A 20,647-nucleotide genomic window follows, 5' to 3' on the forward strand; every position below is an offset into this window, starting at 1 on the left:
CGATTCATTGATGGCCAAGAAGTGTCCCGATGATAATCCGTATCATGTGGTGGCCGAGCTTCAAGAGCCTCTAGGAGATGGAAGGGTTAGGTGCCTGGCCTGCCCAAGGAAGTGCATAATCCCACCGGGAATGTACGGCCTGTGCAAGACAAAGCTCAATGTGGACGGTACGCTCTGCGAGGTGAACTACTCTAAGGTCAGCAGCGTGGCCATGGATCCCATAGAGAAGAAGCCCTTCTTCCACTTCATGCCGGGCAGCTATGCCTACAGCATAGGCACGGTGGGCTGCAATCTCTTCTGCGAACACTGTCAGAACTGGGTGATAAGCCAGTCAGATCCCGAGAGCTTCCGCTACCTCAGAGACCTGCCCCCAGAGGAGGCTGTCAGGGAAGCTGTGGAGCTTGGAGCATCAAGCATAGCCTTCACCTACAACGAGCCCACCATAGTGAGCATGGAATGGGTCGTCGACGCGGCCAAGCTGGCCAAGGACTTCGGTCTCGCAACTCTCAGCGTGACCAACGGTTACTGGAGTGAGGAGGCTAGGGAGAGGTTAATCCCCCTGATAGATGCCGCCAATGTGGATGTCAAGGCATTCACCGACGACTTCTACAGGAAGGTGACCAAGGCCCCGTTCCTGAAGCCCGTCTTGGACACTGTACTCGCTCTTAAGAGGGCTGGAAAGCATGTTGAGGTGACTTACCTCATAATACCCACCCTAAATGATGGGGAGGAGGAGATCAGGGCCTTCACTAGGTGGATAGTTCAGGAGGTCGGAGACGACACTCCTGTTCACTTCTCACGTTTCTACCCGCATTTCAGGATGAAGAACCTACCCCCGACCCCGATCGAGACCATAAAGAGAGCTATCAGGATAGCTAGGGATGAGGGTGTTAAATTCGTTTACTCAGGGAATGTCCCGGGCGATCCAGACGAGAACACCTATTGTCCAAGGTGCGGCACTCTACTGATAAGAAGATACGGATTTACCATAGAAAAGTGCAATCTTTCTGAGAACTCGAGGTGCCCTGAATGCGGCGAATCCATACCCATAGTGGGTCCTTGCACCGAATCCGGGGGCTGGCTCGGTTACTTATGATCGGTTGATCATTTTGCCAGTTGACACGGGTTTCACCGAAAGCCTTTTTAAGCAATACCCTTAATGTCCGGCGGCCGGTGAGATCCTTGGAGACAATCGTGGAGGCCGGCGTCGATATATTGGGGAAGATCCCTTGGAAGGACGCGCCTTTTGAGGAGAAGGTACAGGCTCTGAACGAGATGTGGAAGGAAGGAGAGCAGATTAAAAAGCTACTAGAGGAGAGCACTGATCTAGAGGAGGCAAGGAAGAAAATCTATGACTACTTGGCATCGCTCGAATGGGAGCTCAGGGTAGGCAGGATAAAGCTTCATAGGATCGATTACTGGCTTGCATTGGAGGCCATAAAGAACTTCAGGAACATAATCTCACCAGAGAATGAGAAGATAGCCACCTTCAGCACCTTGGAGTATCTGTGGCGGCTAGCGAAGGAAGGAGAGAGGCTCCTCGACAGGGTAAGCATGGGCTTCATCCTCGAGTTCAAGTACCTTTTCAAGGCCATCCACGGGAACTCTAACTACGCCAAGGGATGGATCCACGATCTCTTGGGCGAGGAGAAGGCCAGGATAGTCCACGAGTTCCTGAGGATAGGCGGAAGGGAGGGCGCCATCCTCAGGTCTGAGTACCTCGATGAAGTGGCCAAGCTGGTGAAGCAGTATTTTGGCAGGTTCACCTTCGGCCTAGATCCCAAAGTCATAGAGAAGAGGGAGCAGAACATCCAGAAGATCCTCGACTACTTCGGAGCCACTAGAGACGACTGGATGGACTACAAGTGGCACTTCAAACATGTGTTCAAGAGGCTGGAGCATGTGGACATGCTGAAGGAACTGGTTCCCCTGACAGAGGAGGACGTCGAGAACATAAAGATGGCCATAGAGAACAGGATACCCTTCGGCATCACCCCATACTACCTGCACCTCTTCGACTTCGAGAGGGCCGACAGGAAGTGGGATCCCCAGGTCAGGGCTCAGGTGATCCCGCCAAGGTGGTACCTCGAAGAGATGATCAAGCACAGGCAGGACAGGAACTACGTATTCGACTTCATGAAGGAGCACGATACCTCCCCGCTGGAGCTCGTTACTAGGAGGTATCCGATGATAGCCATATTGAAGGTGGCCGACACGTGTCCGCAGATATGCGTCTACTGCCAGAGGAACTGGGAGATAGAGGAGGCCTTCAGTCCGGTGGGCATACCGCCGAAGGCCCTAATAGACAAGGCCATAGAGTGGTTCGCCAACCATGAGTCCATGATGGATGTGCTCCTCACCGGCGGCGATCCGGCTGTCCTAAACGACAAGTATATGGAGTACATAATGAGCCGCCTCGCCGAGATCGACCATATAAAGAGCATAAGAGTAGGGAGCAGGATAGTAGTCACCGTCCCCATGAGGATAACCAAAGAATATGCTGAGATGCTGAGCAGCTTCATAGAACCCAACAAGAGGAACGTGATGTTCGTCACCCACGTGGAGAGCGCAGAGGAGGTCACCCCGTACATGGCTCAAGCCGTGAAGACCCTAAGAGACCACGACATCTACGTGTACAACCAGCAGGTATACCAGTTCGCCACATCTAGGAGGTTCCAGTATGTCCTCACTAGGATAGCCCTCAAGATAATAGGTATAGATCCGTACTACAACTTCTATCCGAAGGGCAAGTTCGAGCAGAGGGACTTCCTCGTTCCCGTCGCGAGGTTAGCTCAGGAGAGGAAGGAGGAGGCTAGGCTCCTGCCCGGTCAGTACAGGACCGACGAACCGGTGTTTAACGTCCCTGCTCTTGGAAAGAACCACATAAGGGCTTGGCAGGATCGTGAACTCATAGCCATAATGCCGGAGACTGGAAGCAGGATATATGTGTGGCATCCGTGGGAGAAGGGCATAGCTCCGGTTGATCCTTGGCCCTACGTGGATGTCCCCATCTACGACTACCTGATGAGGCTTAAGGAGGTCGGGGAGGACATAAAGGAGTACGAGAGCATCTGGTACTACTACTGATCCTCCCCCTCCCTATTTTCCCTAACATTTTTGATGGAATCGCCTCAGGCTAGTGGTATGAGGAAAATCCTAGCCATAGCTCTCATCTCATTATTTCTGACTCCCCTCGCGCACACCTTAGCGCAACCCATAGCGATAGCCGAGCTACCCGTAGGATCCAAGCTTACATACAAGTTGGGAGGAGTTTACGTCGGTAACAAGACCTACGAGGTCTTGGACTGGTCTTCCTCCCAGGGCAGGAGATGTAAACTGGTCAAAGTTAGTCTCTCCGTTAACGCCTCCGGAAGCTTCTTCTACAGGGGGATAAACTCCACTTCCGAGTTCTGCTACGACGAGAGGGGAAGACCCCTGGAAGAGGTCCTGTACATCCCACAGGAATTCAACTCGTCCTACACGAGGGTCGAGATAACCTATTGGTGGGAGGACGAAGAGGTATTTCCTCACAGATCTTTGATAAGTCTGATAGGTGAGAAAAGGGAGAACTATGATGTGCTTCTCAGTGAGGGACTCGTGATCAAGGAATCAGGTGGAAAGACTGAGAAGTTCAGGGTGAGCAGCAAGAATCTCTCGAAGGTACTGCCTTTTGTTCCCGAGAGGCTAACGGAACCATACGTCGACCTGTCATCCATCAGGCTGAAGGAGGGTTACGCGAGGAGGTACGGAGACTTCGAGGTGAAGGTGCTCTCCCTGGAGAATGTTCAGACTCCAGCTGGTCTGTTCCCTTGTTATAAGGTGCTTCTCTCCGGTTGGACCGAGGACGGCCTTCCATATAACTCGACAGTTTACGTCACAGTGAAAGAACCCAGATTCACCACCTACTATATTACCAACATAATTGGGATAAAGCAAACTGGATACGTGGTTGAGGTCAATATCCCCGAGCAGGGGTTGAATCAGTGGATAATCTATCTCGTAATGGTACTGGTGTTCGCGGTACTCGCGTTCTCACTCAAAAAGAGGAGGAAGGCGGGAGAGAAACGAGTTACTTCTTAGAAACTTCCTCCTCTATTTTCAGCTCCTCTCCCACGTCCCACTCGCTAGATTTGGAGAGCTCTAAGGCTGGTGTCTCTACCGGACCCTCCGGTATGGCGCCCTGTGGCCTGAACATCAGGACGAAGATTATTATCAGCCCTATTATGATATATTTCATGTAGGTCACGTCGAACTCAACCCTTATTCCCAAGAGGCTCAGGAAAGACGGCGAGATGAACTGGTCCAAGGCGGTCATTATCAGGGTTCCCACGATCACTCCCTTGTTGTTGGCCATGCCACCCAGTATCACCATGGTGAGGACCAAGAAGGTTATCAGAGGCTGGAAGTCGTCAGCAACTACTCCCTGTATGTAGAAGGTCCTGAGGACACCAGCTATTGCTGCTAGGGCGCTTCCTATGATCATCACCTCTCCCCTCACCCTAGGTACCACCTTGCCTAGAGCCATCGCTGCAAGGTCATCGTCCCTCACCGATTTGAGCAGCCTTCCGAACGGGGATTTGGCCAATCTCTGCACATACACGTACGCCAAGACTGCGAAGGCTACCACGACCACCGTGTAAGCGAGGCTCCTCATGTGCACGTCCTTTATGAATGAGAGAGGATTAGCTATCCCGGTGAGGCCGGTAAGGGCGCAAACGATCCCCTCCTCGTTTCTGGCTATGATCCTCCCCATGTCTCCTATGAATATGAGGGTTATCGCTAGGAAATCCTCCTTCAGCCTCAGCGCGGGATAGGATGCGGCATATCCGAACAGACCTCCCACGAAAGCTCCCAGCACGAGAGAGGCCACAAAGAGACCTATGGCTTCGGCTGGATGAGAGCTCAGGTACTCAGTCCTCAGCACGGATGCTTGCCCTGAACAGTATCCTGCTTTAATCCCGGCTATGTAATCCACCACCCTAGCCGTGAGGACGCCAGCCATGTAGGCTCCAACCGATATGAAGAATACGTGGCCAAAATTGGGTATCCCGCCGTAGCCGTACTCCATGTTCAGGCTTAGCGCAGCTATAAGGTAGATGGCGAACAGCACAACGAAGGATGTGAAGATGGGTACGTACGACAATAGGAACTCTATCTGCACATCATTCACCTCCCTTGCTCATCTTCTCCTTTATCCACCCGATCACATCGATACCGGCGAAGCCCGTCGGCTTGAGCAGCAGGACTATGACGAGTATTACGAAGGATATCAACGGCCTGTAGGCCGTGCTCACGTGGAAGTACGTGTTCATGAAGGTGATGCCGAAGTTCTCAGCGAAACCGACTATCAGACCTCCAGCTATAGTCCCCCAGAAGCTGACCAGCCCTCCAAGTATGGAAGCCGCGAATATCCTCAGCAAGGCGTACCATCCTATTTCGGGGGTTATCACGGAGTAGGCTGACCAGAGTCCGCCAGCTATACCGGTTATCCCACCCGCGATGAACCACATGAGCCTCCTGAGCGTGTATATCTTAACTCCAGAGACCCTAGCAAGGTCCTCATTGTCGGCCATGGCCCTCAGAGCCTTCCCTGGCTTGGTGTAGTGGAACATAAGGTGCAGGAGCACGACGCTCGCTATGGTGATGGGGAACACCCATAGGTGTATGGTTGTTATGCCCGCTCTACCGAACCTCCCTATCAGCTGGACATTCGCCTTCGCTTGTACGGTAATCACCGCATTGAGATCCGCGTAAATGAATAGGATGTACCTGACCAGCAGACCTATGCCAATACTGGCGACTAAGAGGAAGAGCGGCCTCGATCCCCTCTTGATCATGGGCTTGAAGACTCCCTCGTCCATCGCGACCGCAAGCAAGGCGGAGGCGAAGAAGGCAGCTATCAAGGACTCTCCCAGTCCGTATCCCATCCAGTTCACGAGCAGGGCCGTGACGTATCCTCCGATAGTGACCAGCTCGGCGTGAGCGAAATTCGCTATCTTCGTGACCGAGAAGGACATGGTGAGGCCCAAGGCCATGAGGGTGTACAAGCTCCCTAGGGTCAGGGAGTTCATCAACGGAACCGACAGATCCATAACGTCACCTCCTAATCACTTCTTACCCAAAAATGCCTCAACGAACTTCTCGTCCGCTAGAAGATCCTTTCCTGGGCCCTTCATCACTATCCTACCACTGGAGAACACGTAGCCCATGTCGCAGAAGCTCAACGCCCTCTTCGCGTGCTGCTCGACCAAGATGACCGTGACACCCGTATCGACTATGTCCCTTATCTTCATGAAGATCTGAGTGACCACCTTGGGAGCTAGAGCTGCAGCTGGCTCATCCAAGAGGAGTAAGGTAGGCCTGCCCATCAGGGCCATCGCCATGGCAAGCATCTGCCTCTCTCCACCGCTCAGGGAGCCAGCTTTCTGCTTCTGCCTCTCCCTGAGAATGGGGAATATGTCGAGGATCTCCTCCATATCTTTTCTTATCTCCTCCTTGTCCTTCCTAGCATAGGCGCCCATTTCCAAGTTCTCCCTGACTGTCAGGTTGGGAAATACGTTATTCACCTGAAACACGAATCCCAGACCTTTTCTAGCCCTCACCTCAGGCGGGAGCTTCGTGATTTCCTCTCCATTGAATATCACACTTCCGTTGAACACCCTAGTCAGGCCGAAGAGTGTTTTGAGGAAGGTAGATTTCCCAGACCCGTTTGGTCCAACTATGGCCGTGATCTTACCCTTCTCGGCTTTGAAGTCTACGTCTTGAATAATTACGGCCTTCCCATAACCAGCAGTTAGATTCCGGGTCTCCACAATGTACTCAACCATTTTCACTCACCTAGATAGGCGTCTATCACCCTAGGGTCTTTGTAAACGCCGTCAGGATCCCCGTCGTATATTAGCTCTCCGTAATTCATCACTAGAACCCTCTCCACATAATCGAACAGAATATCTAGCCTGTGCTCTATTATCAGGAATGTCAACCCATACTCGTCCCTTATCCTGACTATGTGGCTGAAGATCTCCCTAGCCAGCTTGGGAGCTACACCGGCCGCGGGCTCATCCAATAGGAGAACCCTAGGCTCGGACATCATGGACCTAGTGATCTCAACGAGCTTCATCTGTCCGCCACTCAGCTCTGTGGCCCAGTTGTTCCTCACCCTAGAGAGACCAAACTCCCTTATCGTCTCCAAGGATTTCCTAGCGTAATCCAATTCTTGCTCCCTCCATAGGTGGTGGAAGGGAGCGATAATCGGGTTCTCACCCCTTTGATTCCTGTGGGCCACCATTACATTTTCAACGACGAGCATCTTCTCAAATAGCCTCGGCACCTGAAAGCTTCTGACCACTCCCTTATGGTAGATGTCCCATGGATCCAGCCCTGTTATGTCCTCTCCCCTGAAGAAGACCTTCCCCCTGTTAGGCTTGTAGACGCCCGATATCACGTTGATAAGCGTGGTCTTCCCGGACCCATTAGGTCCAATCAGACCAACTATCTGACCCTCATTCAAGTCAAAAGTGACGCCGTCAACGGCTCTAATACCACCAAAATACTTAGCAACATCTCTAACCTGTAGGATAGCAGTCATATTATCACCAAAAAGGGAGGAGGGGAGAAGGTTCAGGGCTGTTCGTAGAAGGTCGTGGCCTTGGTAGTTCCATCGTACTTACCTATGGTCTTGAAGGTCCACTGACCATCCACGACCCTTGGGGCCACTATGTCGTATATAGGCACTGCAGCGTCACCGTACTCGTCGAGCAGCTTCCATCCGGTCACTCCGTAGAAGTGTTTGCTTATGTAAGGCACCAGTTTCTGGAAGACCCTGCCGTCGTACTTGTGGGCCACTAGTACGGTTAAGCCAGCGACCCAGGCGGCATCATAAGCATAGAACGCATAGGTGCTGGCCTCAGGAGACTCACCGAACCTCTTGGTGTACTTCTCTATGAACTCCTTCACTAACGGGTTTTCCTTGGATCCCACTGCCGGAGTAGTGGCCATGAAGTGCACGCTCTGCAGGAACTTGGCTATGTCCTCCTTGGCCTTGGGAGGCAGGAAGGTGGCCCTCTTCATGGAGTCAGGTCCGAACCACCTGACCTTGCTGAGCGTCGGGTCGAGCCTAGCAGCCTCGAGGATCTTTATTCCGTCATCGTCGAAGGCTATTATGACGACGCCAGTCTCAGCATCGGCTCCGAAGTCAGCCACGGCTGCGCTAGCCCTCTCCACATCAGCAGAGAGGTCAGGCTGGGTGTGGTCATATATTATCTTAACGACTTGACCACCCAGTTTCTTGAAGTTCTCCTCTATCAAATCGGCGAGGCCCTTGCCGTAATCGTCGCTCCTAGCCATTATGACCAGCTTCTTGATTCCCTGGTCCCATATTATTTTGGCCAGAGCGGGACCTTGGTACTTGTCAGGGGACGGCATCCTGAAGCAGTAATCGTTCTTCACCATGGCAGCAGTTCCGGTGCTGCTTGGGCTTATGGCGGTCATGTGGTGGGACTTGGCGTAGTCGAGAATGGCCTTGCACTCGCTGGTGGCGAGAGGACCGACGACCATCTGCACGCCAGCGGATGCAAGCTTCTCATAGGCGGCTATAGCACCCTCGGCGGAGGTCTTGGTGTCCTCGTGGATGTACTTGAGTCTGACAGGGGATCCAGCCTCCTCCAGCATGGCGTTTATCTCCTCTATGGCTAGGATTGCCGCGTTTCTCCTCCTAGGACCGTCCACCGCGTAACCTCCGGTGACAGCGATGGCCAATCCGATCACATATTCCTTCTGCTCAGGCGCTGCAGCAGTTCCCGTCACGGTGACTGTCTTGGTGATAGTCTGGGCGCCGGCACCGCCCACGGTGACGGTGGTGGTGGAGACGCTCACCTTACCAGGGGCGGCCACGTAGCCCAACAGGATTCCTATGATGAAGAGGGCAATAGAAATTACTCCCCACGCTTTCGAACTCATTTACTCACCCCTTACAGGGCTTCTTAGGGAGCCTAGCGGTATCCCCCATTCTGATACTCTTAAAATTTACGGTAAAAGTATGAATGAGGCCATAAGCAGGCTCCTCCTATAAACGGATTAAAATAAATTGAAGAGACCCCCCCATTCAAAAATTACGTTTACATCTTCATCAGCGACTTGGAGACGACGTCATTAAGTCCCAGAACGGCTGTTTCCATGGTAGGACCTTCAGGGTACTGTAATACCCTAATTCCCTTCAGAACTAATGTTAATTGTCTCGTATACATACGCCAAGGCGAAATTGGAAGGGGCTCCAATTTACGACATGTTGACGATGCTTTAGGGGGTCTGGGAGAGTCCCTCTCCCTTAGGTAAAAATAGTTTCATTACTCGCTTGTATTATTTTTACACAAAGGATCAGGGAGTCTCCGCTTGATTAGTGTGAGATTTAAGCCTTTTGTAACCGATCCAAGCCAAGGACGCGACTAGTAAGGGTATCGCTAGGAAAGCGGTCCCGACTACCAAGATATATATGGAGCCCATCAGGGCCCTGCCCGCATCCTCGATTACCTTATCCCAGAAGCTCTTTTCCTTCGTACCAGCCCCTCTCTTCTGGAGATCCACGTTAACGGTGGCGTAGTCCACCCTCTTACTCATGCTCTCTCTCATCGCCTCCAGCCTCTCTATTCTCTCCCTGACAGCTGAGAGGCGATCCTCTATCTCGAGTATATCCCTCACATTCTCCGCCCTGTTCAAAAGATCCAGTAACCTCTGCTCCTCCGACCTAGCGTTCCTCAACCTAGCCTCCAGGTCAACGATAGCATCCGTCAGATCTACTGTGTTTATCTCCTCCAGTTTCACCTCACCCAAGGACCTCAACTGAGGGATCGCAGCGTTTAAGTTGCTCTTAGGTACCTTGATGGTGAGATACCCCCTGTCCTTAGTCACACTGGAGTGCTTAACGTAACCACCAAGCGAGTAGGCCAATTGTGCCACCTTATTTGCCGCATTCCTCACATCCTCTACTTCTAAAACCATGGAAACCGTGATAGAGATCTCTCTACCGACCTCAAAAGTTCCTGGGATGAAATCGGTCCCAGCAGAGGACTTGTCGTACTCCCCAGCGATAGCAGTCGTTCTGACTGTCTCTGGCTGGGGAGTCACGGAACCATAGCCACCTTTCCCTTCTAACATTTCTCTGGTCCTTACTCTTGGGAATTCCCTCTCTGTTTCCGGATAGTAGATATATCCCGCCACGATCAGCGTGAGAAAGGTTAACACCGCCACCAAATACCTCTTATTCATGTAGCCCCCAAACATAGGCAACTCATCCAACCTAAAAAAGGAGGGGGAAAGGTTCGATGAGGATTGAACCATTCTATTCCAGTATATTTGGATGGAACAAGAGGTGATCGGCCGCAACGGTCAGGACCCTCCCCCCGTACTCCTTCAACACCTCCTTAGCTACCTTGTAGTGAGCACCTGTTGACATTCCTCCGAGCACCCCCCTCTCCACTAACCTCCTCGCCCATAAGATAGCCTCATCAGGACTGACAGCCCTCACTTCATCCACTATAGACAGGTCTAGGTTCTCGGGTATGTGGAAGGAGTCGTAACCATCGATCTCACCTCTAAACTCCCCCTCTATCCCGAACTTCTTGGCGATCTCCGAACCTACCGGCGTAACTGCAATTATTCTGGTATCATACTCCTCCTTGAGTATACGGCCGACGCCCGTGATCGTCCCACCAGTTCCTACCCCCATGACGAAGACATCTATCTTCCCGATCTGTTCAATTATCTCCCGGGCCATGCTCTCCTGTCCCCGAGGGTTCGCAGGATTTGAGTCCTGCATGAGGAAGTGAGCATCTCTTTCCCTCTGTATCCTCTCGGCGACGGAGAATATACTTCTAGGATCATCAGGAGGGACGTTGGGGCAGAGGGTGACGTGAGCACCTAACCTCCTCATTAGGGATATCTTAACGGGGCTGGCAGTTTCCTTAGCCACTATGTAGACCTCAAATCCCATCAATTTACCGTAAAGGGATAGAGCAACACCTGTACTCCCACTTGTGGCCTCTACTATTGCTCCCACTCTCCCCCTCCTGTCAACAAGATCTAAGAGCATGGACACGGCCATCCTGTCCTTGTGACTACCTCCTGGATTCAGGTACTCAAGCTTGAATAGGATGCCATCCACCTCAACAACCGGGGTGTTTCCGATCTGCTCCCAGAGTTCAGCCATAACAGGTCCATGTCGATATGATACGGGCGGAAAAATAAAAGGGAAGGTGGATCTCCAGCCTCCTCAGAACGAATATGGCAATTAGCGCTAGGATCACAAAGAGCGGAATGGCTACGAGTAGAGCACTAACCCTTCTCCTCCTGTCTCTGTAGTCGTTATTTCGGCGACTGGGATACCCCGACTTAGCTGCTCCAGTTCTGGATTTGGTAGTAGTCGAGGGACCAGCAGCTCCTGTGGTTTTGGCGGTAACAGGAGCACTTGAGGTAATTTGGGCCTGTTCACCTTCCAAGACCTTTATTCCCAGTGGCAGATTGGTTTCATACACGCCCCGGGCCATCAATAAGAGGGTATTATCGGGGGTGCATCAGCAGAAGCCCTGATGGTTACCTCTGTCTCGCGCGCTGATAATTCTTAGGCCCAAGGTACTTGCTAGGACCTAGAATGATCAAGGTTCCACGATTGGGGACTCCTCCCCTCACTACTCGCGTGCGGGATTAACTCACTAGTCTTCTTCATATTACACCCGCCTCGGAGAAGGGAGTTATCTCGTCATCGAGCATAAAACCTGTCAACTAAGCTGAGTCCTCACTGTATCGTCCTCTCGAGAACTGCCAAGCTAACAGCGAGAGCTGCTAGATTGGATTCCGTTCGAGATTCACCCAAGCCGATCACCAAGAGGTCGCCATCAGATGGGTGGAACGCTTCCCTGATGAGGGATTCATCCGTCGATTTGTACTTCTCTAACGGTTCCATGGTATCAAGGAAGAGTAGGTGTCCGCCCTTGGATATGAGAATTATCGCGCCTCTCCCCCCAGCCCTAACCGCCTCATCCCTGAGATCTACGACATTAAACTCTAATCTGTAAGGAATCCTCACCAAGAACACTATTACCTTGCTCCTGACTAGATCCCGAAGATTTAGCTCCACGGGACCTTTCAGAAACTTCCTCAATTCCTTAACTTCTCTAAGGCCCTTCTTCGTCAGATAGCATCCATCTCGATCGACCTTCAAGTACCCTGCCTCCCTGAGCCTCCTTATGAGGCTCCTGACACTACCTTCCCCTATATCTATGAGATCTGCGAGCCTTTTCCTACCTATAGGGCCTTCCTCAAGGAGCAGAATCATCATAACCGCATGTATGAAATTAAAGCTAGGGGTAGGTCCGGGTAGTCTTTTAACAGCACTTTTTAGCCCCTTTAGCACTTTCAATTCGATCCGAGGATCATCAGCAATCTTTATTAAATAGCTTTTTGGATGGATAATCCATCCAAGGGTGACTGATATGAGCGAGAGAGCTTGGAAGATAATATCGATTCTCCTCCTCACTTGGGCCGTGTCTGTGACGGCTCTTTACGCGAACAGCCGCCTCAGCACCACGAATTCCGGTAATTCTGGATCCACGATCACCGTGAACATAGGTATCAAGTACAAGGGAGGGAACGTGGAGTGGTACAATTCAACAGAGGTACCAGCGGGAGCTACACTATTGGGTGCGACCGAAGTGGTGGCCGATGTCAACTACACCACCTATCCAGGGATGGGGGCCTTCATCAACTCAATAAATGGGGTTGAGAACGAGAAGCCATACTACTGGATTTGGTGGACGTGGAACCCCTCAACGGGCTGGACTTTTGGTCCCGTGGCCGCGGATAAATACGTCCTGTCTGATGGAGAGACGGTGATGTGGTACTACGAGGACACGAGCAAATACCCCCCAGAAAAACCTTGAGGAGGTTGGCCAGAGACCCCTCCTCTAAACCGAGAAATAGCATGGATTTAGGGTGGGAGCTAATTAACCCTACCGTGAAAGTCTCTAATGATCCAACCTCCCGCGCGATTACTGCTCTTAATTGAAAATAATCTCACCCATTCAAGTTCCCCAGTGCCGAGTGCTACCGTAGTTAGGGCGGATCCCTAAAATCCCTCATGAAGCGATCAGAAAAGCCAATAATCCAAAGATAGCAGCCGTTATACCGCTTAAAAGATGTACCAGTCTGACGTAGTGGAGTATGCGCCTAACCCTCCTTGGGGACAACAGGAGGATCAGGCCACTCATCATCGTGAGAGTTCCATATATTACAGCCAAGTAGCCGAGGCCGTGATGATCGAGTACGATCCACCTGAGAATGTCAAGGTTTATCATGGTTTCTTCCCTAATGGAAATATGTATAGGGGGTCCTCCCTGCATCCAATGATTTCCTTGACCTTATCATCATAGAAGGCTCCCACGGCCACAGTCCCCAATCCCAGCGCAGTGGCTTCGAGGTAGATGTTCTGGCCGATGTGTCCAGCCTCCATGTAAACGTACCTAATCCCCCTCTCTCCATATACGGACGTCGTCCTTTCAAAGTTGGCCGCTATAATAAGACATACCGGAGCTTCCTTCACCCACTCTTGGTCTAAGGCGGCTTTACCAAGTTCAGAAGAGTAGTCTCCCTCCTTCAAGAGGTGGAGGGCGTGGTCAAACGGGTCGTAGAGGTATATACCCGGAGCTAGCCCTTCGACACCCCCCTCTCTCACTGAGACGTATATGATGATGGGGTAAGTGGCTCCCGCGCTAGGCGCCGCCCTAAATCCCCGCCTAGGTAAGGTTATTCCCTGAGCCGACCAGAGAACCTGACCTAATTCGCTTAGAGTGAGGGGTTCCGCTGAGTATTTCCTGATAGACCTCCTCCTATAGATGGCCTCCTCCACACTCATCCCACCAGTGAGAGCTGGCTCTGGCAAGGTTACGGTACCTTTCACGCCACTGATCTGCTTGCTGGGGGCTAAGTAGTCGATAGCGCCCACGTAGAGGGATAGCACTAAGCAGGAGAGCACGAATATCGCAGCTATAGTGAGGCTCTCTCGCATTGGGGGATATCTCATCTTCCACATAATCTGGGTAGCAGGGAAAAACGTGCCTACCCAAACTTTTTAACTTCCCACCGCATGGGGGATCGGTGCTGCCCATGGGTGACGGCCTTTGCTGAGATAAGGGTCTATAACACCTTGTCCAAATCGCTTGAGAAGTTCGTCCCTCTCCACGGTAAGAGGGTCTTCATGTTCGTGTGTGGTCCCACAGTATACGATTACTCTCATTTGGGACACGCTAGGACTTACGTGTTCTACGATACACTAGCTAGGTTCCTGAGGAAGATGGACTATTCGCTCTTCTACCTCCAGAACATAACTGATGTGGACGATAAGATCGTGAACAGGGCTAGAGACGAGGGCAGACATCCTCTCGAGCTGGCTAGAGAGTTCGAAAACTACTACCACGAGGACATGGCTGCCCTAAATGTTACAAGCGTCAATCTCTACGCTAGGGCCTCCGATTACCTGCCGGAGATATTTGAGCAGGTAAGGGCTCTCATAGAGAAGGGACATGCTTACGTTACCGAAACCGGCGTGTACTTCGATATAACGACCTTCCCTGACTACGGGAAGCTGTCCGGTCAGAAGCCAGAGGAGCTGCGGGTTCACAGGATAGAGCCCGACCCGACCAAGAGGAACCCCGGCGACTTCGCCCTCTGGAGGAACAGGCCAAGGGAGGAGTTCGGGTGGGAATCCCCTTGGGGCTATGGGAGGCCCGGATGGCACATAGAGGACACTGCGATCTCGATAAAGCACTTTGGGAAGCAATACGACATCCACGGTGGAGCGATAGAGCTTGCCTTCCCCCACCACGAGGCCGAGATAGCCCAAGCGGAGAGCTACACTGGGGTGAAGCCCTTCGTCAAGTACTGGATCCACACAGGTCTGCTTACAGTCGAGGGGGAGAAGATGTCCAAGTCCTTAGGCAACTTCGTGACCATAAGGGAGGCCTTGAAGGAGTACGATCCCAATGTGCTCAGGATATTCCTCCTATCGAGGCACTACCGTTCCCCCATCGACTTTAGGTGGGAACTCTTGGATCAGGCGAAGAGCAGCTACGAGAGGATATTGAACGGATATGGAAACCTCATGGACATGGGTATCGTGGAGGAGGCGAATGAACGTGAAGCTACCTTTTTGGAGGAGGTCGGCAGGATTAGGCGTGGATTCTTCGGGGCGATGATGGACGACCTGAATACAGCTGAAGCTTTGGCTCAGCTCTTCGAGCTGGTGAGGGCCGTAAACTCCTACTACGAAGAGGGAGGTCAGATCACAGCTGTGGGTAGGGCAAAGGTGATAGCGGCCTTCACAGACATGTTCGATGTGTTGGGGCTGAGAATAGGAGGGGGCTACGACGAGTCAATGCTCCGCGATCTCGTCAGCATCCTGATAGATGTGAGGGCCGTCCTCAGGAAGAGGAAAGAATACGATCTCGCGGATGAAATAAGGGCCAGACTTAGGGAGATAGGTATAGAGCTACAGGATACCCCAGAAGGGACGAAGTGGAGGATAAAGAAGAGTTAGAGCCATGTCATCTCAGGAAGAGGGCTGCCTTCTTCAACTTCCTCTTTTGCTCTAGGAACATAACTATGGCGTCTGCGGAGAGCATTCCCACTACCTTTCCCTTCTTCGGATCTATCACAGGGAGGCAGCAAACCCCGAACTCGTACATCTTATCCAAGGCGGTCATGAGGTTATCATCGGGTTTGAGGAAATCCACCTTCCTCACTATGTCTATCAGCTTCACCCTATCCCACTCAGAGGTGGGAATATTGTTCACGTCCCTCAACGCGACGACTCCCACGATCCTTCCATCCTTGGCCTTTACTGGGAAGACGAAGTGATCTCTGTACTTGAGGAAGTACCTGTTGAAGAACTCCTTGATTGTCAGGTCGTCCCTCAACACAGGCGGTGGAGAGACCATCAGCTCCTTCACCCTAACCCTCTCCAATTCCTCTATCTTGGTGGTCTCCACTATTTTCTGGTTCTTGGGCAGGGAATACTTCCCCGATACTATGTAGGCAACGGCCGAAGCCACTAATCCGGGGATCACGTAAGCCTCGGACCCTGTGGTTTCAGCAACGAAGGATACCGCTGCTAGAGGAGTCTTGAACGCGGCGGCCAGGAAGGAGGACATCCCTAATGCTACGAAGAGGCTCGTGACGCTCGGATCCATGGTACTCATCGCTGACCCGAGGGTGGCGCCTATCACTATGGAGGGGATGAAAACACCGCCGATTCCGGCACTCCCTAGGGTTAGGGCCGTGGCGATCATCTTGAGTACCGCCATCCCGAAGAAGAAAGTCGCATTACCCCCCCTGAAGGATAGCCTGACCAGATCATAGCTCAAACCGAATGGGTACAAGGTCTTCGTGGTAATTAGGGTAGCGGTTGCAAGCAGGCCGACCGAAGCTCCTCCTACAACTCCCCTGAGTGTGTAACTCTTCCCTTCCATGATCATTTCAACTAGGGAGACCGTCCTCACGAAGATAACTGAGAAAAAGCCCATGGCTAAACCCTCTAGAAGACCTATGCTGAGGATGTAAAGGTCGACCTCGCCAAAGGGCTTGAAGGCCTTGAATATAGGTTCAGCCCCCAGTATGGATATGAGGGTGAGGTAGGAGACCACAGACGATATGAGCGCGGGGACCACCGCCTGATGAGCCATGTCATCCTTGTAAGGAACCTCTAGTGCGAACATGAGTCCGGTCAGGGGAGCCTTGAAGATGGCGCTCATTCCCGACGCTGCTCCCGTCAACAGCAGGATTCTTCCGTCTTCCTCTATTCCCAACCTGTCCATTAACCTCTTCACAGCAGCCCCAACTGCCCCTCCTATGTGGATGCTGGGTCCCTCCAGACCGGCGCTACCTCCCGACCCCACGGTCAGAACGGCTCCCAACGTCTTTACAGGAGCGTCTTTGAGTACCATCTCACCGTCCCTGTAATGATAGGCTTCCAAGACCTCCTCAGTCCCGTGGAAGTGAGGCAGCTTGGTCAGCTTTTCTCTTAGTATTCCCGTGACTGAGATTCCGACAAAGGGGACTATAGGGATGAGCCATAGATACTCACTTTCGGCAATCCTCCTCAGCATGAGCTCGGAGGCATCGAGAACAGATATCTCTAGCAGGGAAACGAGCAGCCCCGTTAGGAATCCCACTATTGAGGATACTGTTACCCACTTCACCAGCATCTTGTAGAGACCAGTGGATGGCCGGCTCACCCTGACCATTTTTCCCTCCTCTCGGCCCTCCATAGCAAAATAAAAAAGGAATTTGGACCCGAAGGCTTTGAAGTAACCCGTGTGGAATAAGTTAATTAGCAAGAGGCCGGTCCTCAACGAGAAGGGGGCGTGTGAGCATGGCGTTGGCTGATTCCCTCTCGTTCATTAAGAGGGATAACTACTTGATCATGTCCTTCCTGATGGGGTTCATCGTTGGTCTTATTCCAGGGATAGGGGTTCTGGGGCCCCTAGTTGGAGGCTTCCTTTACTCGTACTTCTCCATCTTCTACGGCGAGATACCGAAGGATCAGGGAGAGGTCATAAAGAGAGGCGCCGTGATGGGTGCTATACTGTCACTGGTGGACTTCGTAGTGGGTCTGCTCTTCTGGGGACCAATCCTCCCCATGGGAATGATGACCTTTTCGGCCCTCGTGTTAATAAACGCCTTCGTGGTCGGCCTCATAATAGGAGCCATACTGGGAGGGATAGGGGGCTTCCTCTCCCTTCATGTGGAGTAGTCTCCCCTCTCTTATCATTTATCACCCTTAACGGTTTATTTTAATACAGAGGATTCCAGCCCCCTTGGTGTCTTGAGTGAGCTGGTCCGTCCTCGAAGCCCTGAGAACGAACCCTGATGTCCTCAAAGAAAGCCTGAAGAAGAGGTACCTGCCCACGGATCTAGTCGACAGAGCATTGGAGCTCGATGCTAGGTGGAGAGAGGCCGTAACCGAACTCAACAGGTTAAGGGAGAGGAGGAACGAGATAAACAGAGCTATTCCTCGTGCAAGCCCTGATGAGAGGCAGGAGCTGATAAAGAGATCAAAGGAGCTCGGAGCCAAGGTCAAAGAACTGGAAGAACTAGTAAAAAAGCTCTCTGAGGAGAGGGACGCCATCTTAATGTCTCTTCCGTCCATAGTGCACGAGTCCGTGCCCGAGGGCCCCGATGATACCTATAACGTCCCTACGAGATTCTGGGGGGTTCCCAAGGTCCCAAGGAGCAAACTCGAGAGGTTCAAGGAGGAGACCTCGGGTTTCAATGTGGAATACGAGCTGGTGGATTGGGAGCCCAAAGGACATGCTGACGAGTTAGAACTGGTGCTTAAGCAGGGAGACACCCTCAAGGCCGCCCAAGTATCGGGAAGCAGATTCTTCTATCTCTTCAGGGATGTAGTCTGGCTGGAGCAGGCCCTAGTCATGTTCGCACTCGATCACATCACTAAGAAAGGCTTCATTCCAGTTTTGCCCCCCTACATGATGAGGGAGCAATACTACTTGGGCGTGACGGACTTAGAGACGTTTAAGGACAGCATCTACAAAATAGAGGGCGAAGACCTCTACCTCATAGCCACATCTGAGCACCCCCTCATAGCCATGCATGCTGGAGACACCTTCACTGAGGACGAATTGCCCCGTCTCTACGTGGGATTAAGCCCTTGTTTCAGGAAGGAGGCCGGAACTCATGGTAAGGACACAAAAGGCATATTCAGGGTACACCAGTTCACCAAAGTGGAGCAGATCGTCTATTCAAAGCCAGAGGAGAGCTGGAAGTGGCACGAGCGTCTCATCAGGAATGCGGAGGAGATATATCAGCAGCTCGAGATCCCCTACAGGATTGTAAATATAGCGGCTGGCGATTTGGGCGCCTGCGCAGCCAAGAAGTACGACCTAGAAGCTTGGTTCCCCGCTCAGGGCAGGTACAGGGAGCTGGTCAGCTGTAGCAACTGTGTGGATTGGCAGAGCTACAGGCTCAGGATAAAGCTGGATAGAAAGGGGAGAAGGGAATTCGTGCACACGCTAAACAGCACGGCCCTAGCAACTACCAGAACCATATGCGCCATACTGGAGAACCACCAGCGCGAGGACGGAGTCGTGGAGATACCTAAAGTCCTAAGGAGGTACTTGGAGCCCTTCGAGGCGGCTCCAAAAGAGGTAATAGAACCAATAAAGAAACTGTTGAAGGAGTGAGGTCAGAACCACAGCTTCCCAGGATTCATTATGCCGTTGGGATCCAGTAGCTCCTTTATTCTCCTCACGACCTCTAGGTAGCCCTCGCCCCTGACCGCCTTTATCTCCTCTAGGAAGAGCTCCTTCTTCGCCAAGCCTATGCCATGCTCACCGCTTATCGCACCTCCCAGCTTTATAGCAAGCCTTCCTATCTTGACGAACATCTCCTTGGCCTTCCTTAGCTGCTCCTCATCCCTCGGGTCGAAGCATATGGTGGGATGGAGGTTCCCGTCGCCAGCATGCCCAAATACAGGCATTCTCAACTCATATTCTTTTCTCAGATTCTCCAGCTCCCTCAGAGCTATCATGAGCTTGCTCAGCGGCACGGTTATGTCCTCCAGGAGCACGCCCGGATAAGCCCTAGTCACGGCAGCGTAGGCCCCCTGCCTCGCCAAGTAGAGCTGCTGCATCTCCTCCGGATTATCGCTAGCTCTAGTTCTACCTCCGCTCTCCTTCATGACCTGCTCCACTTCCCCGGCCATCCTCCAGACCGCCTCCCTCGGCCCATCAACGTCAGCCACGACCATGGCCTCGGCCACCTCAACATCGTACCCTAAGACCTCGTTCACTATCTCTATGGTCTCCTTGTCCAGCAGCTCCAGCATCATCGGGACGTAGCCCCTCCTCCTTATCTGGGAGATGGCCCTTCCGGCGTCTTCAAGCCTGTCGAAGGTCCCCATGACCCTGACGACCTTCTCCGGGAGGGGGTATATCTTGAGCCAGGCCCTCGTTATCACCCCCAACGTCCCCTCGGACCCGATGAAGAGGGAGAGCAGGTCCGGACCCCACCTCCACTTGTAAACTGGCTCTCCTATCCTTAGCTTCCTTCCTCCCGCTAGGTAGACCTCCATCGCGAGGACCCAGTTTTTCATCACCCCGAACTTGGCGCCTCTCAGCCCACCTGCGTTCTCAGCCAGCGCACCACCTATGGTGGCCACCCTAGAGCTCGCTGGATCGGGAGGGAAGAAGAAACCGTACTCCCTGCACGCCTTATCCACCTCCAGAACCGTCGCTCCTGCCTCAGCCATCACATAACCGTCATCCACGTTAACTTCGACCCTGTTCATGGGTGTCAGGTCCAAGACGATGGACTCTGGACTCGTGGGCACGGGAGCTCCGGTGAGAGAAGTGCCGCCCCCCCTAGGAACCACGGGAACGCGCTCCCTATCCGCCACCTCCAGCACGACTCTCACGTCCTCCTCGGAGCTGACTCTCACCACGGCGCCGGGAGCCTGCTTGAACTCCGTGCTAGCATCCAATGAGTAGGCGTACACATCCTCGGGCTCCGTTAGAACTTTCTCCCTCCCTATCCTCTTGGATATCTCGGAGATCGCTTGGGAGAATCCCATGACATCACCACCCAT

At 52.5% G+C, this 20,647-nt stretch carries 20 protein-coding genes; 7 read left to right on the forward strand and 13 right to left on the reverse strand.

All coding sequences use genetic code 11. From position 1 onward, the window contains the following. Positions 1-10: 10 nt before the first annotated feature. The 3 genes from amrS to QI197_00355 all read left to right on the forward strand — a co-directional run bounded on the left by amrS (position 11) and on the right by QI197_00355 (position 4,080). Positions 11-1,096 (forward strand): AmmeMemoRadiSam system radical SAM enzyme, encoded by a 1,086-nt coding sequence (gene amrS / locus QI197_00345; GenBank protein MDK2371828.1) that lies wholly within the window; start codon positions 11-13, stop codon positions 1,094-1,096. Positions 1,097-1,182: 86 nt separating this feature from the next. Continuing rightward, on the forward strand, positions 1,183-3,087 hold the full coding sequence (locus tag QI197_00350) for a KamA family radical SAM protein (GenBank protein MDK2371829.1): 1,905 nt from the start codon (positions 1,183-1,185) through the stop codon (positions 3,085-3,087). A gap of 57 nt (positions 3,088-3,144) precedes the next feature. Continuing rightward, complete coding sequence (locus QI197_00355) at positions 3,145-4,080, forward strand: hypothetical protein (protein ID MDK2371830.1); 936 nt, start codon at positions 3,145-3,147, stop codon at positions 4,078-4,080. On the opposite strand, the gene QI197_00360 is transcribed toward QI197_00355, so the two are convergent. The 9 genes from QI197_00360 to QI197_00400 all read right to left on the reverse strand — a co-directional run bounded on the left by QI197_00360 (position 4,070) and on the right by QI197_00400 (position 12,328). Then, positions 4,070-5,161, reverse strand: coding sequence for a branched-chain amino acid ABC transporter permease (locus tag QI197_00360; protein ID MDK2371831.1), 1,092 nt, complete (start codon positions 5,159-5,161; stop codon positions 4,070-4,072). The two genes, QI197_00355 and QI197_00360, sit on opposite strands and share 11 nt — an antisense overlap. A 1-nt stretch (position 5,162) precedes the next feature. Further along, positions 5,163-6,092, reverse strand: a complete 930-nt coding sequence (locus QI197_00365; GenBank protein MDK2371832.1) for a branched-chain amino acid ABC transporter permease — start codon at positions 6,090-6,092, stop codon at positions 5,163-5,165. Positions 6,093-6,107: 15 nt separating this feature from the next. Beyond that, a complete protein-coding gene (locus QI197_00370) occupies positions 6,108-6,827 on the reverse strand; it encodes an ABC transporter ATP-binding protein (protein MDK2371833.1) in 720 nt (239 codons plus the stop codon). A 2-nt stretch (positions 6,828-6,829) separates the two neighbouring features. Beyond that, positions 6,830-7,588, reverse strand: coding sequence for an ABC transporter ATP-binding protein (locus tag QI197_00375; protein ID MDK2371834.1), 759 nt, complete (start codon positions 7,586-7,588; stop codon positions 6,830-6,832). A gap of 32 nt (positions 7,589-7,620) precedes the next feature. Further along, entirely contained in the window at positions 7,621-8,958 is a 1,338-nt protein-coding gene (locus tag QI197_00380; protein MDK2371835.1) for an ABC transporter substrate-binding protein, read from the reverse strand. Positions 8,959-9,375: 417 nt separating this feature from the next. Next, positions 9,376-10,263, reverse strand: coding sequence for a DUF4349 domain-containing protein (locus tag QI197_00385; GenBank protein ID MDK2371836.1), 888 nt, complete (start codon positions 10,261-10,263; stop codon positions 9,376-9,378). A gap of 73 nt (positions 10,264-10,336) precedes the next feature. Next, positions 10,337-11,203 (reverse strand): pyridoxal-phosphate dependent enzyme, encoded by an 867-nt coding sequence (locus QI197_00390; GenBank protein MDK2371837.1) that lies wholly within the window; start codon positions 11,201-11,203, stop codon positions 10,337-10,339. After that, positions 11,196-11,540 carry a hypothetical protein gene (locus QI197_00395; GenBank protein ID MDK2371838.1) on the reverse strand — a complete coding sequence of 115 codons (345 nt, stop codon included), beginning with the start codon at positions 11,538-11,540 and terminating at the stop codon, positions 11,196-11,198. The genes QI197_00390 and QI197_00395 overlap by 8 nt, the downstream gene beginning before the upstream one ends. A gap of 248 nt (positions 11,541-11,788) precedes the next feature. Then, positions 11,789-12,328 carry a DUF4443 domain-containing protein gene (locus QI197_00400; protein MDK2371839.1) on the reverse strand — a complete coding sequence of 180 codons (540 nt, stop codon included), beginning with the start codon at positions 12,326-12,328 and terminating at the stop codon, positions 11,789-11,791. 157 nt (positions 12,329-12,485) lie between these two features. Here QI197_00400 and QI197_00405 point away from each other — a divergent pair, with 157 nt between their 5' ends. Next, positions 12,486-12,932: a DUF4430 domain-containing protein gene (locus tag QI197_00405; GenBank protein MDK2371840.1), complete on the forward strand. Its 447-nt coding sequence runs from the start codon at positions 12,486-12,488 to the stop codon at positions 12,930-12,932. Between the two features lie 195 nt (positions 12,933-13,127). On the opposite strand, the gene QI197_00410 is transcribed toward QI197_00405, so the two are convergent. Then, positions 13,128-13,346 (reverse strand): hypothetical protein, encoded by a 219-nt coding sequence (locus QI197_00410; GenBank protein ID MDK2371841.1) that lies wholly within the window; start codon positions 13,344-13,346, stop codon positions 13,128-13,130. Continuing rightward, the gene (locus QI197_00415) at positions 13,343-14,056 is read right to left on the reverse strand and encodes a SagB/ThcOx family dehydrogenase (protein ID MDK2371842.1); all 714 of its coding nucleotides are present in this window, start codon (positions 14,054-14,056) and stop codon (positions 13,343-13,345) included. The genes QI197_00410 and QI197_00415 overlap by 4 nt, the downstream gene beginning before the upstream one ends. A 102-nt stretch (positions 14,057-14,158) precedes the next feature. Between QI197_00415 and cysS the strand changes: the two genes are divergently transcribed. Further along, the gene (gene cysS / locus QI197_00420; protein MDK2371843.1) at positions 14,159-15,583 is read left to right on the forward strand and encodes a cysteine--tRNA ligase; all 1,425 of its coding nucleotides are present in this window, start codon (positions 14,159-14,161) and stop codon (positions 15,581-15,583) included. Positions 15,584-15,590: 7 nt separating this feature from the next. Here cysS and QI197_00425 read toward each other — a convergent pair whose 3' ends face one another. After that, the gene (locus QI197_00425; protein MDK2371844.1) at positions 15,591-17,288 is read right to left on the reverse strand and encodes a chloride channel protein; all 1,698 of its coding nucleotides are present in this window, start codon (positions 17,286-17,288) and stop codon (positions 15,591-15,593) included. A gap of 128 nt (positions 17,289-17,416) precedes the next feature. On the opposite strand from QI197_00425, the gene QI197_00430 reads away from it, so the two are divergent. Together QI197_00430 and serS are read left to right on the forward strand one after the other, a co-directional pair. Continuing rightward, complete coding sequence (locus tag QI197_00430) at positions 17,417-17,797, forward strand: hypothetical protein (GenBank protein ID MDK2371845.1); 381 nt, start codon at positions 17,417-17,419, stop codon at positions 17,795-17,797. Between the two features lie 76 nt (positions 17,798-17,873). Beyond that, entirely contained in the window at positions 17,874-19,244 is a 1,371-nt protein-coding gene (serS, locus tag QI197_00435; protein ID MDK2371846.1) for a serine--tRNA ligase, read from the forward strand. A 2-nt stretch (positions 19,245-19,246) separates the two neighbouring features. Here serS and QI197_00440 read toward each other — a convergent pair whose 3' ends face one another. Beyond that, the gene (locus tag QI197_00440) at positions 19,247-20,632 is read right to left on the reverse strand and encodes an FAD-linked oxidase C-terminal domain-containing protein (GenBank protein MDK2371847.1); all 1,386 of its coding nucleotides are present in this window, start codon (positions 20,630-20,632) and stop codon (positions 19,247-19,249) included. Between the last annotated feature and the right edge of the window lie 15 nt (positions 20,633-20,647).

The sequence above is a fragment of the Thermoproteota archaeon genome, assembly GCA_030130125.1.
Classification (GTDB): Archaea; Korarchaeota; Korarchaeia; order Korarchaeales; family Korarchaeaceae; genus Korarchaeum.

What these genes read in the sequence shown, in the direction of transcription:
- amrS (MDK2371828.1), top strand. Translation starts at nt 11, where the DNA reads ATGGCCAAGAAGTGTCCCGATGATAATCCGTATCATGTGGTGGCCGAG.
- QI197_00355 (MDK2371830.1), top strand. Translation starts at nt 3,145, where the DNA reads ATGAGGAAAATCCTAGCCATAGCTCTCATCTCATTATTTCTGACTCCC.
- QI197_00365 (MDK2371832.1), bottom strand. Translation starts at nt 6,092, where the DNA reads ATGGATCTGTCGGTTCCGTTGATGAACTCCCTGACCCTAGGGAGCTTG.
- QI197_00370 (MDK2371833.1), bottom strand. Translation starts at nt 6,827, where the DNA reads ATGGTTGAGTACATTGTGGAGACCCGGAATCTAACTGCTGGTTATGGG.
- QI197_00375 (MDK2371834.1), bottom strand. Translation starts at nt 7,588, where the DNA reads ATGACTGCTATCCTACAGGTTAGAGATGTTGCTAAGTATTTTGGTGGT.
- QI197_00380 (MDK2371835.1), bottom strand. Translation starts at nt 8,958, where the DNA reads ATGAGTTCGAAAGCGTGGGGAGTAATTTCTATTGCCCTCTTCATCATA.
- QI197_00385 (MDK2371836.1), bottom strand. Translation starts at nt 10,263, where the DNA reads ATGAATAAGAGGTATTTGGTGGCGGTGTTAACCTTTCTCACGCTGATC.
- QI197_00390 (MDK2371837.1), bottom strand. Translation starts at nt 11,203, where the DNA reads ATGGCTGAACTCTGGGAGCAGATCGGAAACACCCCGGTTGTTGAGGTG.
- QI197_00395 (MDK2371838.1), bottom strand. Translation starts at nt 11,540, where the DNA reads ATGGCCCGGGGCGTGTATGAAACCAATCTGCCACTGGGAATAAAGGTC.
- QI197_00400 (MDK2371839.1), bottom strand. Translation starts at nt 12,328, where the DNA reads ATGATTCTGCTCCTTGAGGAAGGCCCTATAGGTAGGAAAAGGCTCGCA.
- QI197_00405 (MDK2371840.1), top strand. Translation starts at nt 12,486, where the DNA reads ATGAGCGAGAGAGCTTGGAAGATAATATCGATTCTCCTCCTCACTTGG.
- QI197_00410 (MDK2371841.1), bottom strand. Translation starts at nt 13,346, where the DNA reads ATGATAAACCTTGACATTCTCAGGTGGATCGTACTCGATCATCACGGC.
- QI197_00415 (MDK2371842.1), bottom strand. Translation starts at nt 14,056, where the DNA reads ATGCGAGAGAGCCTCACTATAGCTGCGATATTCGTGCTCTCCTGCTTA.
- QI197_00425 (MDK2371844.1), bottom strand. Translation starts at nt 17,288, where the DNA reads ATGGTCAGGGTGAGCCGGCCATCCACTGGTCTCTACAAGATGCTGGTG.
- QI197_00430 (MDK2371845.1), top strand. Translation starts at nt 17,417, where the DNA reads ATGGCGTTGGCTGATTCCCTCTCGTTCATTAAGAGGGATAACTACTTG.
- QI197_00440 (MDK2371847.1), bottom strand. Translation starts at nt 20,632, where the DNA reads ATGGGATTCTCCCAAGCGATCTCCGAGATATCCAAGAGGATAGGGAGG.